Here is a 13,461-nt window from a genome sequence, read left to right as displayed (position 1 = left end):
TGTCAGGTCGAAGGCCTGACCTACCGCCTCATCCCGAACATCAAATCCGGTCAATTGCGCGCACCGCTATTGCATTTGCTGTGAGGTGCAGTATTTTAGCTTCGCTCATCTCTCCCGAATCGAAAGTAGTTCTATGTCTCATACCTTTGTGACGCGTCAACGGTTCCTGCTTGTATTTCTGCTGTTCCTCCACACGATGAACACCTACATGGACCGCGTGGCGATCTCGTCGGCGAAGCTGGACATGCAGGAAGACATCTCGGGGCTGACCGACGAGCGGATGGGACTCGCCTTCGGCATTTTCGCGGTGGGTTACGCCTTGTTCCAGATCCCGGCGGGCTGGTTCAGCGACAAGGCCGGCCCGCGGTTGGCGCTGACCATTGTGGTCATTGCGTGGAGTATCTTCACCGCGTGGACCGGGTTTGTGTACACCGCGATCGCGCTGATCGTCGTGCGTTTTCTGTTCGGCGTGGGCGAGGCGGGGGCGTATCCCGGAGCCGCGCGGGCGATGTACAGCTGGCTGCCCGCCCGTGAACGCGGTCTGGGGCTGGGCATCTTTCACTCGGGGGCCCGGGTGGGGGCGGCAGTTTGCCTGGTCTTGATGCCGATGCTGATCGACCTGATCGGCTGGCGGATGACGTTTGTCGCCAACGCCTTGATCGGCGTGGTCTGGGGCTTGGCGTGGTGGTTCTGGTACCGCGATGACCCGCGTGATCACCCCTTGGTGAATGATGCTGAGGCGGACCTGATCGAGAAGGGCATCGAGGAAGAGAAGGCCACTGAATCCACCGTGCCGTATATCCAGGTGGTCACCTCGGGCAACGTGCTCTTGGCGATGTTCCAATACATCGCCAGCAACTTCACGTTTTTCATCAGCATCTCCTGGATGCAGCCCTACGTCAGCGAGACTTATGGAGAAGACAAAGCCTGGATGGCATCACTGCCTTTGCTGAGCGGGGCGGTGGCGCTGTGGCTTTCGGGTTACATGGTCACGGCCCTGCACAAGCGCGGCATGCCCGTCCTCTCGCGTCGGCTGCCCGCGATGATCGGCTTCGCGTTGGGTGCGATCGGTCTGCTGCTCACGACTCAAGCGGTCGAGATGAATTCGGTCTGGGTCTTGATCCTCAGCTACTCGCTGGCTCTGTTCGGTGTGGAGATGACGTTGAGCCCGAGCTGGGCGTTCTGCATCGACATCGGCGGTTCGCGCTCCGGCGCTGTGTCGGCGGCGATGAACATGATGGGCAACATGGGTGCCGCGGTCAGCGCGATCGTGTTCCCGATCTTTGTTTCCAGCGTGACGCTGCCGTTCTTCGCCCCGGAAACGGGCACGGCCAACTCGTTCTTTGTGCTGGCGGCGGCCCTCAACGTGGCGGCCTGTGTTGCCTGGGTCTTCATGAACCCGCGGCGGGAGATGAAAGAAATCTCGCCCGGCGCACTGAAAGCCCGCTTGACGTTCTTTGCCCTGATGATTCTCGTGGTGGTGGCGATCGTGATCCACGTTAGATTCCCTCAGGCATACTTGTGGATGTTCGATTGAACCCCTTAGATGTCGTTTTTGATTTGCTGCACGGGTAGAGGTAGTACGGATGAGCAGTCTCAAAGGCGTCGCGGTCGGCGCGGGCTATTTCAGCCAATTCCATTTCGACGCTTGGTCGAGGATCGAGGGCGTGGACCTGGCGGCGGTCTGTGACGTCAACGGCGAGGCGGCGCAAGCCGCGGCGTCTGAGTACGGCATCGCGACCACCTACGAAGATGTCGACACGATGCTTGATGCGGAGAAGCCCGACTTCGTCGACATCATCACCCGGCCGGATTCGCACCTGGCCTTGGTGAAGCTCGCCGCCGAGCGTGGCATCGACATCATGTGTCAGAAGGCGCTCGCCCCGACGTTTGACGAAGCGAAGGAGATCGTCGCCGTGGCCGAGCAGGCGGGCGTACGGTTGATGGTGCACGAGAATTTTCGGTTTCAGCCGTGGTACCGCGAGATCAGCAAGCAGGTCGATGCGGGGGCGATCGGCGAGTTGCACAGTGTGTCGTTTCGCTGCCGGATGGGCGACGGCTGGCAGCACGACGCGTACCTCGCCCGGCAGCCCTACTTCCGCGAGATGCCACGCCTGCTGATCTTCGAGACCGGCGTGCACTTCATCGACACCTACCGCTACCTCGGCGGCGAAATCGACGGCATCTACGCCTCGCTGCGCAAGCTCAATCCCGACATCGCCGGGGAAGACGCCGCGACGCTGATGTTCGAGTTCGGCTCGGGCGCGAAGGGCATCTGGGACGGCAACCGCTACAACGAACCGACCTCGCCGGACGCGCGGTTCACGTTTGGCGAAGCGCTCGTCGAAGGCCGAGGCGGTTCGCTGCGGCTCTACGGCAACGGGCTCCTCACGCTCCAGCCCCTCGGCCAGCCCGAGCAAGACCTCGACTACCCCTGCGAGAACCGGGGGTTTGCGGGCGACTGTGTGTTCGCCACGCAGCAGCACTTTGTCGATCGCCTCCGTGATGGTCAGCCGTTCGAGACCAGCGGCACGGAGTATCTCAAATCGCTCGCCGTGGTCGAAGCGGTGTATCGCTCGGCCGAGTCGGGACTGCCTGAGCGCAACCTCCTGGAAGGGGGCGTGTGATGCGGGTGATCGACCTGACCCTGCCGGTGGACGACACGATGCGCGGCGTGGACATCTCCGTCGCCCGTCGCCTCGAAGTCGAGGGGTGGAACGCCACCACCCTGTCACTCTACTCCCACAGCGGCACGCACATGGACGCCCCGCATCACTTCCTGCCCGGCGGCGCAACCCTCGACCAGCAAGACCTGTCGGTCTGCGTGGGCCCCGCGACGGTGATCAACCTTGCGCCCGCCGAGCCGAAGCAGCTCATCACCGTGGAAGACTTGGGTGGACTCGCTGGTAGTATCGAGACCGGCGCACGCCTGCTCTTCCGAACCGACTGGTACAAACGCTACGGCACCGACGCCTACCGCGACGAACTCCCCCGTATCTCGCTCGAACTAGCCCACTGGCTGGTCGAGCACCAGGTCGCCATGATCGGCGTCGAGCCGCCATCGGTCGCGGACGTGAACAACATGGAAGAGCTCACCGAGGTCCACCAAACGCTGTTCCGCGGCGGCGTGCTGATCGTCGAGGGCCTGGCGTATCTGGATCAACTCGAATCGACCGCCGTGGAGTTCACCGCGTTACCCCTGAAGATCAACGGCGGCGATGGCTCGCCGGTCCGTGCGATCGCGATCGAACGCTGAGATTTGATGAATGGCTGAAGACCAACCTACATCTTCCGAAGCAGCGCCCCTCCTCGGCTGCATCGCCGACGACGTGACCGGCGCGACCGACCTGGCGATCAACCTCGTGCAGGGCGGCATGCGCGTGGTGCAGGTGCTCGGCATCCCGACGCCGACAACGCTCGCCCTTACGCAAAGCGCCGACGCCATCGTGGTCGCGCTCAAAACCCGGTCGATCCCGAAGCAGGACGCCATCGACGAGTCGCTGCAATCGCTCGCTGCGTTGCAGGCCATTGGGGTCGAGCGTTTCTACTTCAAGTACTGCTCCACCTTCGACTCCACGCCCGAGGGAAATATCGGCCCCGTTGCCGAGGCGTTGATGGACACGCTCGGCGTCTCCCAAACCGTCTTCTGCCCGGCGTTCCCCCGCGCGGGCCGTACCGTCTACCGCGGACACCTGTATGTGGGTGACAAGCTGCTGCACGAGTCGGGCATGCAGAACCACCCGCTCAACCCGATGACCGACGCCGACCTGGTGCGGGTGCTATCGGCACAGACGTCTCGGCCGCTGGGTTTGCTGGGTTACGAGGCGGTGTCAGCAGGGAGTGAGACGGCTACCGCGGCACTACAGACGCTTGACACAAACGGCGTGGCTCATGTGATTACCGACGCTTGCAGCGACGAACACCTGGCAACTTTGGCTGGGTCTGTGGCGTCGATGCCGTTGGTCACGGGCGGGTCGGGTCTCGCTCGCTTCTTGCCCGAGGTCTATCGCAGCGAAGGCCGTTTGGCCGCAACACCCAGTGAGCCGGAGTTGCCAAACGTGTCGGGCCGGAGCCTGGTGATCGCGGGCAGTTGCTCGACCGCCACCCAGGCCCAGGTGAAACGGGCCAGCGAATCCATGGCGGTGTGGTCGGTGGACGTGCCCGCCCTGATGGCAGATGCTGAAACCGAGCTGGTACGTCTGCTCGAGTGGGCGAAAACACAGCCCGAGACGCAGCCGATCCTTGTCGCTTCGACCACCTCCCCGGACAAGGTGTCCCAACTCCAGGCCGAGCATGGTGGTGCCGCGGTGGCCGCCACCATCGAAGCGTTCCTCGGCCGAGCGGTATGCGAGATGACCGAGTTACTGGGCGTGCGGCGGCTTGTCGTCGCGGGTGGAGAAACATCGGGCGCGGTGGCGAAAGCACTCGATGTCAAAGCGCTGCGCATCGGCCCGGAGATCTGCCCCGGCGTTCCGTGGACCCTGACGCTGGGGCAAGAGCCCGCGATGGCGATCGCGTTCAAATCCGGCAACTTCGGGGACGAACATTTCTTTACCACCGCCCTAGAGATGTTGCCATGAGTGAACGCGACCTCCGCGAACGCATCGCGATGCACGGCAAGTCGCTCTTCGACCGCGGCCTGACCGCCGGGAGCTCGGGCAATCTCAGCGTCCGGCTGCCCGACGGCATGCTGGTCACGCCGACCAACTCCTGCCTCGGCCGACTCGACCCCGACCGCATATCCAAGCTCGACCACAACGGCAACGTCCTCGCCGGGGACAAGCCATCCAAAGAAGCCTTTCTCCACCACTCGATGTACCAGGCCCGGCCGAACGAACAGTCGATCGTGCACCTCCACTCGACCCATTCGGTCGCCGTGTCGGTGATAGACGGCATCGACCCCGAAAACGTACTGCCGCCGATCACTGCGTATCACGTGATGCGTGTTGGTAAGCTGCCCCTCGTGCCTTATTTCGCGCCGGGCGACGAACGTCTCGCCGAGGCGGTTGAGCGTGCCGCAACGCTGTCCCATGCAGTGCTGCTTTCTAACCACGGCCCGGTGGTCGCAGGCAAGAGCCTCGACGCCGCTGTCTACGCCGTGGAAGAACTCGAAGAAACCGCCAAGCTTTTCTTGCTGCTGCGAGGCGAGCAGACGCGTTACCTCACCGACGCCCAGGTCGCCGACCTTCACGAGCGTTTCCCCAGCTAACCCCGTTCCCGGATACACTCCGCCCATGTCCATGTATGTCGTCACGGTCTTGTTTGAAGTCGCCCCCGAGCACGTCGACTCGTTCCGCCCCGAGATGCTCAAACAGGCGGAGAACTCGCTGAAGCTCGAGCCCGGCTGTCACCAGTTCGATGTGTGTTTCGATGCCGAGGACCCCGGCAAATGCTTCCTCTACGAGAAGTACACCGACCGTGCCGCGTTTGATGTGCACTTGGCGAGTGACCACTTCAAGACGTTTTCCGAGACTGTTGCCGACTGGGTGACCGGCAAGACGGTGCACGTCTGGCTGGAAACCCCCGCGTCCTGAACCCACGTTTTCCCATCAACTCACAAGGTTTTCAATGAGTTCCTATCGCATCGCACTGCTCCCCGGCGACGGCATCGGCCCGGAATGCATGGCCGCCACTCGTATCGTCCTCGACCGTTTGGGCGAGGTGTTCACGGCGCTTGATCTGTCCTACACCTCGCACGAAGCCGGGGCCGAGCTCTACCGCAAGACCGGCGAAACGCTGCCCCAAGCCGTGCTGGATGATTGCCTCGACGCCGACGCGGTGCTGCTATCGGCGATCGGCCTACCGGATGTGCGCCAACCCGACGGCACCGAAGTCCAGCCCACCATGATGGTCGGCCTCCGCCGGGCGCTCGGCGTCCACTCAGCCATCCGTCCGGTGAAGCTCTACCCCGGTTCGCCCTGCGCCCTGAAAGACACCGGCCCGGGGATCGACTTCGTCGTCATCCGCGAAAACCTCGAAGGCCTCTTCGCCTCCTTCAACGGCGGCAGCCGCGTCGGTGATGAAGTCGCGACCGACACGCTCGTGGTCACCCGCAAAGGCACCTCGCAGGTCACCGACTTCGCCTTCCGCTTAGCGCAGCGCCGCAACGGCCGACCGAGCGACGGCAAGAAGATGGTCACCAGTGTCGACAAGGCCAATGTCTTCCGCAGCTTCGCCTTTTTCCGCGAGGTGTTCTTCGACGTTGCCAAGAACTACCCCGACATCGAGAGCAACGCGGTCTACGTCGACGCGATGAGCCTGTACATGGTGCAGAACCCCTGGGACTTCGACGTGCTGGTCATGGAGAACCAGTTCGGCGACATCCTCTCGGACCTCGGCGCAGGTTTGGTCGGTGGCCTAGGCCTCGGCCCGTCCGGCGAGATCGGCGAAGACCACGCCCTCTTCCAGCCTTCGCACGGCACCGCGCCGCAGCTCGCGGGCCAGAACGTCGCCAACCCCATGGCCACCATCCTCTCGGCCGGCATGATGTTCGACTGGCTCGGTGACAAGCACGACGACAAGCTCTGCCTCGATGCCGCGGTCAAGATCGAAAGCGCGGTCGCGCAGGTCTTGGAGGAAGGGCAAGTGCTAACCGGCGACCTCGGCGGAACGGCCTCCACCACTGAAGTGGCCGAGGCGATCGCCGCACGGCTGGGTTAGCTCATTCATACTTCAGGTAGATCGGTTCGGTGACCGGCCCCATAGGCAGAGCATCGTTTGCGGGATCGACCACCGCGGCGACCACGCCGACGGGCAGCTTGTCGGCGTCGAGGCTGAACGGCTTGTCGGGGTGGACGGTGAAGTCGTAGGTGGGGCGGGGCGCGTTGGTCAATGCTTCGGTGATGTCCTGGTCTTCGCCGGTGAGCATGACGTCAAGGGTTTGGAACCAGGCGGCGTTGTTCGCCGGGAAGTCAGCGGCTGCGAGGACTTCAAGTTGCTCGGTGAGGAAGTCTGCGTAGGGGGTCACGGGCTGGATCAACCCGTGGGTCAAGACAACGCGGGCGGTGAGGCCTGCTGGGCCGTTGACGACGACCTGGATTCCCTCGTCGGAGTAGGTCCCCACCTCACCGGGCGCGAGGCCGTTGACGGTGAGCGTCACGTCGTGGCCGGGCAGGTCCTGCGACGCCAAACCATGCGAACCCGCCTGTTTGGTGGTGCCGTGGAGCTGGCCCTGGGCCTGGCTGCCGTCGGCGAACGTGACAGTAAACGTGGAGCCGATGAGTTCGGCGCCCGAGACCCCGCCGACGTCCCACTTGGGGGTCGTGCCCTGGTCGAGCGGTTTCTTGTTCGTGCCAGCGATGGAGTTGGGGTCCATGTCGATGGAGAAGCCCACGGATTCATCGGGGCTGAAGCCGCCATCGACTTCGGGATCGAATACCAGCTGGAGTCCCCGATACCCCTTCGCTCCGCCCTCGCCGACGTAAGGCGAGTCTTGCATGTCGATGGGAGCCACAAGCCCCGTGCCCCCGGGCGTGTCGATGTTGAGCGGCTTGGCGACGCTGTCTCCCGCCAAACCCTCGGGATCGAACACGCAGTCGGGATATAGTGCGCCGGTCACGTCGAGCGTGAACCCTGTGATCGCCTTCCCTCCTGTGTTGATCACGGTGAAAGAGTTCTTGCCGTAATTCGAACGCTGCACGTTATCCACGGCGTGTGTGATCCGCAGCACCGCAGCACCGACGTCTAAAGAAGGCGGCTCGGCAACTGCGGGAGTCGTCGCGATCCAAGGCAGCATGGCTGCAGTTGCGAATAGAGGTATAGCCTTGGAAAAGGCTGGTGAATAACGGTTGTTCATGGCGGGTCACTCCTGGGAAAGTGACAGCATAGGCCGTTGGGACGCAGCAGGAAACCCAGAAGCGATCACAGAGCGTGAGTTAACGGTTCAAATAAACTGAATCTTCGGGGGTTTGCGGCTACCCGAGTGGAATGTGTACGTTAAAGCTGTGGTGACGGCCTTCTTCGGTATCTGCGGCACAGAACAGCACCGCGGGTCGGTCGCCCTCGAAATAGATTTGGGGCCGTTCGAGGTGTAGCAGTTCTTGGACACGGCCGTCTTCCCACACAACACGGGGAGTCGTAATGAACGGCTCGTCGGATAGCGACCAGTCAAACCCGTCGTCGGAAACGAAACGGACCAAGGCCAGCCCGTGTGGGGTGAATGATCCGTTGTTGTCCTTGACGATGGCGTGGTACCGCTGGTCTTGGTACCAGATGAACGGGTCTTCCGCGGGGAAGTCGACACCCTGGGCGTCGAACACCGTGCCGGACCGGGTGATAAAGGGGCCCGTTGGTGTTTCGGCGACCGCGGCAAAGTGGACCACGGGGCCGTAGAACGGCGGCGTATTGTCTTTCCGGACCGCCTTGTAAATCATCAGGTACTTGCCGTCGGGGCGACGCGTCACCGTTGGGTTCGCGCAGCAAACGGTGTTCTCCACCTCGGATCGCCCGTCGATGATCGGCTGATCGAAACGTTCCCACGGCCCGGCCGGGTGATCAGCGACCGCGACGCCGATGCTCTGGTTATTGCGGAAGTTCCAGTATTCACGCGGCTTACTCGTGCCCCGCGTCCCCATGTAATAGAGGTAGTACCGGCCCTCGAAGGCGTGGACGGTGGGGTTATGCGTGCACAGCCCGTCCCAATAGGGATTCCCGCGCTCAGGCATCACAACATCGCCATGGGTATACGGGCCCAGCTGGTCATCCGCGGTGGCGTAAGCGAGCTCGGAATGCGTGACCCAGGCATCGTGACCCATCTTGCGGGGCCACCGGGCATAGAGCATGTAGAACGTGTTTTCGTGGCGGACGACCGACGCTCCCCAGATGTAGTAGTCTTCATTTTGAAACCGAGCGCGATTGGGCACGGGTTTCAGGAAGTCGCCGGTGCCGATGGAACTATGAGCTTGAGACACGAACATTGAATCACGCATAACAAATAACCATTAAATACTTGAGTTTGATGACTGCAATGACAAGCGTCATATTCCTGCCAATGAGAGGCTGTCGGCAATCGGCGGGCGCGGCATCAAAGCAAACGGATAATTTCATTCCGGGCAACACATACCACGGCTATCGATTTCTCCCGCAAAAACGTCAACGCGTTCATTGCAGGAACAACCATAGCACAAGCCCGGGCGGGATCGAAACCGGTTATTGCGCCATAAACATGAACGATTGCGACATGTCGGGCGCGATAGGCGTGTCGTAAAAGTTCATGTCTTTATTCTGAAATCCAGTATTCAAAAATGAATGGCGGGATACATTTTGAGTGTCAGATGGGTACCGCCCGTTGCGTCCCATCAATTTCATCTCTTGGATCGAAATGTATTGGATTCATACTTCTTACTGGAGGCATAGGATAATGATTAAAAAATCGCTCTTTACTCTCACCGGTCTTGCTTTGAGCGGATTGATGACCGTAAATGCCAACGCGGACATCATCACTGGTGTTACAACCGACAACGGCACTCTTGACGGTAACTTAGTTTCATTCACCACTGCGACGGATTCCTTTAGCGACCTGTTGTTCTCTACCGGCACCACTGGCAGTAGCCAAATCCTTTATCCAACCGGAACCACGCCCCCTGCAACAGCGAGCGCGGCCATATCAGATCAATCACCGGGTACCGGCACAATTGGTGCTGGGTCTGGCGCGACGTTTGATTTCGGAGCTGGGAATGTTGGAGTTTCGGACGTGCTGTTTGTTATTTTTAACGCAGGCACGACAGTCTTTTATCAAGGGCCTGGTTTGATTACCGCGATTGATGCGGGCGGAAATGCTCTGGGAACTTCTGATGCTTCGGGTACCACTGTCTTTGGTGATGAGTTTACGACTTATACCGCCGAACGTGTTGGCGCATCTACTCTGTCCGGTCGCCCGCTAGGGGGGGTAACTATTGATGTTGCCAGTTTCGGTGTCGCGGATGCTTCTCTCATCGCGGGCTTCATAGTCCCAGGCGAAGACCTCGGGCCCAACGGTAACGTCAATTCTTTTGATCCAAATCTTGTAGGTTTAGCGGTGATTCCTGAGCCCGCGAGCCTCGCACTGCTTGGCCTGGGTAGCCTCGCTCTGCTCGGCAAGCGCCGCAAGTAGAAAATCGAAATACCTCCTCGGTCGGGAACTAACCCGATTCAATAGCCCGGCCGAAAGGCCGGGTTTTTTTTATGATAAGAGTAGTATTAACTTGAGGGTGATCTGGCTATAAGTAGAAAACGACGCATGCCGTGATGTCGACATGATTATTCGATAGTTCGAGTATATAAATAATGGATGACCGTTATCGGTTGGCCGATTCTTTCCAGTCTCGGCGATATCGACTGGGCGACACCCCGACCATCTGTTTGAATACCCGGTTGAAGTAGTTGTAGGATGAAAAACCACATTCATCTGAGATCGCGACCATGGTCTGATCGGTATTGGCCAGCAGCTCCCTGGCGTGGTTGACCCGGAGTTGTCGTGTGTAGTCGCGGATGGAGTGGCCGGTGCATTTGCGGAAACGCCGTTCAAGGGTGCGCCGGGGGATAGGGACCACCTCAACCACATCATCAACCGAAATCGGATTAAGCGCATTCTGATTCAGAAAATCGATGGCTTGGCGAACCCGCTCGTCGGCAACCGCAAAGGTGTCAATCGAGGGCTTCTCAACGACTTTAACCGGTTCGAGGAACCACTCCAACTTTTCAACCTCTTGCCCCTTCATCAGGCGGTCCAGCACCGATGCCGCAAGCTCACCGATGTGCCGTGGGTTCATTTCGATGCCGGCCTGTGGTGGGAAAGAAGCTTCGTTGTAGATCTCGTCGTAGTTCGAACCGAGGACCGCGACATCGTGAGGAACACTTATTTTATCTGCGGCACATGCGTTGATGATCCGGCCGCCCCAATGGGATCCCCAGCAAAACACCGCCATAGGTTTAGGGGCAGAGCGCAGCCATTGTTTTAGCGCATCAGACGATTGCGGCTGATGCACCATAAGTTCATAGCCGTGCTGTTCAAGGCATTGTTTGTAGGCGTCGCAGTGCTGTTGGACATGGGCGTGGTTGACCGGGCCGACATACGCAAACTGTTCGAAACCTCGAGACCGGAACGCATCGTACGCGAGCTCGGCTTGCGAACTGGGTGAAGTCATCACACGGGGGTAGTCGCACCCCTCGACTTGGTTACCCGATACATTCACGACCGGCAGGCCCAGGCTACGTAAATTATTTAATACGTAGGGCGAGGAAACACGCGCGATAATCCCATCGCCTTTCCAATCGCCTGGGATGTGCCAACTGCTATCGATCGGTAAAGGGTCAAGGTACAGATCCCAAGGCGAATGAGATCTTGAGTACAGAATGATGCCTTCGATTAGATGTCGAGCCCAAGCTGTATCCGTCTCAAGTAATACGCCGACGCGTGGATTGATGGTATCCATGTCACTATCTTAATAAATTGTTTGTAGTGATTTGACAATATATGTAAAAATATAGAAACGATTCGTCAATATAGTTCGTGATGTAATTTGCGAAATTAATCTCAGCCAATCAAGCCATGAAGCCCAAAGATGATCTTGGTCATTTGGGTAGGTTCATCCAGATTTAATCGCATTGGTTGTAATCAGTTTTGGTATGCCCCGTGGTTTTGAACGGAATTGGTAAGCCTGGGGTGGATTCACTCAAGCGTCATCGGTGTCGCATTTGTCCATATTATTGTTGAAACAGTGCCTATTCAACGTAAAAAACGGACGTATTTTATTTATATGGATCATTGCCCGGCATGTGCCGGCTTGTAGCGGATCGTTGCCCATCTTCAGGTATCGATGGTCCATGCCATTTCGCTAACCCATCACATTGGGATCTATCTCATGCAAGAAAAGCTAACAACTGACCATGCCACCTGCCGCAAAGGTTTTACATTAATTGAATTGCTTGTGGTTATAAGTATTATCGCACTGCTTATTGGTATTCTACTTCCCGCATTAAGTGGTGCTCGTTTTGCTTCACGCTCGCTTGCTTGTGGTACACAGCTTCAGCAAATCGGGCGGGCCCAAGCAACATATTCAGTGGACTACGACGATTACATCACCCCACTAGTGTCGAATCGTGTGGCCACGGCAGGCCAACTCAGCTACGACGACCTGCTCGGTATGGACGGCTACGACGGCCGTAGCCCCGCAAGTTTTGTCCGCAACACCGGCTTTCAGGCGGTTGGTTTTGACGGGGTGACCGGTGAAGCTCCGCTTTGGGCGTGTCCACTGGATACCGTTGAGCGTCGTCAGCCATCCGGAGCGGCGATCGCGCAAGGTGCCTTCTATCCGGCCCGAACCTACTCAATCAACCGCATCAATGTGGTGAGCTCAGGTGGCGCACTGACCGAAGATACCGCAGAAATATCCCCCACCAACTCCGTCCGGGGTGTTTCGGGCAATTTCCGTTCGTTGCGTTATAGCGATGTCACCCAAGGGTCCCGCACCATCATGCTTGCGGAAGCGGTGACGCTGGACATTGCTAGCGGGGGGGCGTTCGCAAGAAACGTAGTCGGGGCTCTCTCCGACTCGCCCATCGCCCCCAGCTTCCACGATCCGCTGGCCAGCAGTTTTGTTCGGATCCGGATTTTTCACCACGCCAAGGGGTCTAACGGTTTTGCGGATAACGCCAGTGAATATAGCCCGAACTACCTCTTTACGGATGGCCACGTTGAATCGTTGAGCAACATTGCCACGGTTGAAGACGCCAACAATCGTGCCGGATTTGATTTCAGAGGCTCAATGTGGGACGCGTTTCAATAAGTACACGAGGTCGAACTTCCGTCTGAGGCGCTGCTTTACGAGTTCTCGGTCAATTTCTTCTTACCTGATCGCCTGAACCGATCTTGCACGCCGAATCAGGCTAGTAATGCGGGCGGCCGAAATCACTCTCTCTGGATGAATTCACCATGTCTATTCGTAGTGTTTTGCAAGACAAACCGTTGTACGGTGCCATCGGCGCTGTCGTAGTGCTGGTTCTTGCGGGGTTCTTGGTTTACAACGCCTCGAGCGGCCAGGATGCCGGTGGGCTGGTCACCCAGTGGGGGTATGACCTCAATACCGGCAAAATTGTCAAAGCGAGAGCGGAGCAGCTCCCTCCGTTTGACACCGGATCGGGAACTTTTGATTACCCCGACCTCAGCCCTGGGGGGGCTGGGGTTTATGCTCAAATCTACACCTGTGGTGATCCATCTGAGATCAATACGGGCATGACAGCCGAGGATCTCGCCGAAGTCGGGGCAAGGTTGACCTCCGTGACGCGTTATTCCGATGGCGTGTTGGACGCCCTAGCTAACGAATCTGTTGAGGGAGGGATTGACCTCACTCAAGCACTGTTACTCAGCGATCTCACCGGGCAAAGTTGGATACCTGAGCAATCACCCGCTGCGATTCGCATCCGTCAGCCTGCACTCTCAAAGTGTGATTCTGGTGAGTACCCGGTTCTGGCGGTTCCTTGATT

General features: G+C 59.1%; 13 protein-coding genes. 10 read left to right on the top strand and 3 right to left on the bottom strand.

Annotated elements, in window-relative coordinates; translation table 11 throughout:
• Positions 1 to 133 precede the first annotated feature (133 nt).
• The 7 genes from HNQ40_RS00615 to HNQ40_RS00585 are packed head-to-tail and all read left to right on the top strand — an operon-like array spanning position 134 to position 6,660.
• The gene (locus tag HNQ40_RS00615) at positions 134 to 1,537 is read left to right on the top strand and encodes an MFS transporter (RefSeq protein WP_184675338.1); all 1,404 of its coding nucleotides are present in this window, start codon (positions 134 to 136) and stop codon (positions 1,535 to 1,537) included.
• A 49-nt stretch (positions 1,538 to 1,586) separates the two neighbouring features.
• Positions 1,587 to 2,627: a Gfo/Idh/MocA family protein gene (locus HNQ40_RS00610; RefSeq protein WP_184675336.1), complete on the top strand. Its 1,041-nt coding sequence runs from the start codon at positions 1,587 to 1,589 to the stop codon at positions 2,625 to 2,627.
• On the top strand, positions 2,627 to 3,256 hold the full coding sequence (locus tag HNQ40_RS00605) for a cyclase family protein (protein WP_184675334.1): 630 nt from the start codon (positions 2,627 to 2,629) through the stop codon (positions 3,254 to 3,256). Before HNQ40_RS00610 ends, HNQ40_RS00605 begins: the two co-directional genes overlap by 1 nt.
• 10 nt (positions 3,257 to 3,266) lie before the next feature.
• Positions 3,267 to 4,580, top strand: a complete 1,314-nt coding sequence (gene otnK / locus HNQ40_RS00600) for a 3-oxo-tetronate kinase (RefSeq protein WP_184675332.1) — start codon at positions 3,267 to 3,269, stop codon at positions 4,578 to 4,580.
• The gene (gene otnC / locus HNQ40_RS00595; RefSeq protein ID WP_184675330.1) at positions 4,577 to 5,209 is read left to right on the top strand and encodes a 3-oxo-tetronate 4-phosphate decarboxylase; all 633 of its coding nucleotides are present in this window, start codon (positions 4,577 to 4,579) and stop codon (positions 5,207 to 5,209) included. The genes otnK and otnC overlap by 4 nt, the downstream gene beginning before the upstream one ends.
• 25 nt (positions 5,210 to 5,234) lie before the next feature.
• Positions 5,235 to 5,534, top strand: a complete 300-nt coding sequence (locus tag HNQ40_RS00590; protein WP_221435313.1) for a putative quinol monooxygenase — start codon at positions 5,235 to 5,237, stop codon at positions 5,532 to 5,534.
• A 34-nt stretch (positions 5,535 to 5,568) separates the two neighbouring features.
• Complete coding sequence (locus HNQ40_RS00585; RefSeq protein ID WP_184675328.1) at positions 5,569 to 6,660, top strand: isocitrate/isopropylmalate dehydrogenase family protein; 1,092 nt, start codon at positions 5,569 to 5,571, stop codon at positions 6,658 to 6,660.
• A gap of 1 nt (position 6,661) precedes the next feature.
• Here the strand turns inward: HNQ40_RS00585 and HNQ40_RS00580 are convergent, their stop codons facing one another.
• Entirely contained in the window at positions 6,662 to 7,735 is a 1,074-nt protein-coding gene (locus HNQ40_RS00580; protein ID WP_184675326.1) for a hypothetical protein, read from the bottom strand.
• A 178-nt stretch (positions 7,736 to 7,913) separates the two neighbouring features.
• Positions 7,914 to 8,927: a glycoside hydrolase family protein gene (locus HNQ40_RS00575; RefSeq protein ID WP_184675324.1), complete on the bottom strand. Its 1,014-nt coding sequence runs from the start codon at positions 8,925 to 8,927 to the stop codon at positions 7,914 to 7,916.
• Between the two features lie 431 nt (positions 8,928 to 9,358).
• On the opposite strand from HNQ40_RS00575, the gene HNQ40_RS00570 reads away from it, so the two are divergent.
• Entirely contained in the window at positions 9,359 to 10,090 is a 732-nt protein-coding gene (locus tag HNQ40_RS00570) for a PEP-CTERM sorting domain-containing protein (protein WP_184675322.1), read from the top strand.
• 184 nt (positions 10,091 to 10,274) lie between these two features.
• Here HNQ40_RS00570 and HNQ40_RS00565 read toward each other — a convergent pair whose 3' ends face one another.
• Positions 10,275 to 11,411 (bottom strand): AraC family transcriptional regulator, encoded by a 1,137-nt coding sequence (locus tag HNQ40_RS00565; protein ID WP_184675320.1) that lies wholly within the window; start codon positions 11,409 to 11,411, stop codon positions 10,275 to 10,277.
• Positions 11,412 to 11,840: 429 nt separating this feature from the next.
• Here HNQ40_RS00565 and HNQ40_RS00560 point away from each other — a divergent pair, with 429 nt between their 5' ends.
• Positions 11,841 to 12,764, top strand: a complete 924-nt coding sequence (locus tag HNQ40_RS00560) for a type II secretion system protein (RefSeq protein ID WP_184675318.1) — start codon at positions 11,841 to 11,843, stop codon at positions 12,762 to 12,764.
• A gap of 146 nt (positions 12,765 to 12,910) precedes the next feature.
• Positions 12,911 to 13,459 carry a hypothetical protein gene (locus HNQ40_RS00555; protein ID WP_184675316.1) on the top strand — a complete coding sequence of 183 codons (549 nt, stop codon included), beginning with the start codon at positions 12,911 to 12,913 and terminating at the stop codon, positions 13,457 to 13,459.
• Positions 13,460 to 13,461 lie beyond the last annotated feature (2 nt).

This window comes from Algisphaera agarilytica (genome assembly GCF_014207595.1).
Classification (GTDB): Bacteria; Planctomycetota; Phycisphaerae; order Phycisphaerales; family Phycisphaeraceae; genus Algisphaera; species Algisphaera agarilytica.
This window is presented reverse-complemented; position numbering and strand designations above follow the sequence as displayed.

Coding starts and splice junctions, on each gene's coding strand:
- HNQ40_RS00565 (WP_184675320.1), bottom strand. CDS start 11,411: ATGGATACCATCAATCCACGCGTCGGCGTATTACTTGAGACGGATACA.
- HNQ40_RS00615 (WP_184675338.1), top strand. CDS start 134: ATGTCTCATACCTTTGTGACGCGTCAACGGTTCCTGCTTGTATTTCTG.
- HNQ40_RS00560 (WP_184675318.1), top strand. CDS start 11,841: ATGCAAGAAAAGCTAACAACTGACCATGCCACCTGCCGCAAAGGTTTT.
- HNQ40_RS00610 (WP_184675336.1), top strand. CDS start 1,587: ATGAGCAGTCTCAAAGGCGTCGCGGTCGGCGCGGGCTATTTCAGCCAA.
- HNQ40_RS00575 (WP_184675324.1), bottom strand. CDS start 8,927: ATGCGTGATTCAATGTTCGTGTCTCAAGCTCATAGTTCCATCGGCACC.
- HNQ40_RS00580 (WP_184675326.1), bottom strand. CDS start 7,735: ATGCTGCCTTGGATCGCGACGACTCCCGCAGTTGCCGAGCCGCCTTCT.
- HNQ40_RS00605 (WP_184675334.1), top strand. CDS start 2,627: ATGCGGGTGATCGACCTGACCCTGCCGGTGGACGACACGATGCGCGGC.
- HNQ40_RS00590 (WP_221435313.1), top strand. CDS start 5,235: ATGTCCATGTATGTCGTCACGGTCTTGTTTGAAGTCGCCCCCGAGCAC.
- HNQ40_RS00570 (WP_184675322.1), top strand. CDS start 9,359: ATGATTAAAAAATCGCTCTTTACTCTCACCGGTCTTGCTTTGAGCGGA.
- otnC (WP_184675330.1), top strand. CDS start 4,577: ATGAGTGAACGCGACCTCCGCGAACGCATCGCGATGCACGGCAAGTCG.
- HNQ40_RS00585 (WP_184675328.1), top strand. CDS start 5,569: ATGAGTTCCTATCGCATCGCACTGCTCCCCGGCGACGGCATCGGCCCG.
- otnK (WP_184675332.1), top strand. CDS start 3,267: ATGGCTGAAGACCAACCTACATCTTCCGAAGCAGCGCCCCTCCTCGGC.
- HNQ40_RS00555 (WP_184675316.1), top strand. CDS start 12,911: ATGTCTATTCGTAGTGTTTTGCAAGACAAACCGTTGTACGGTGCCATC.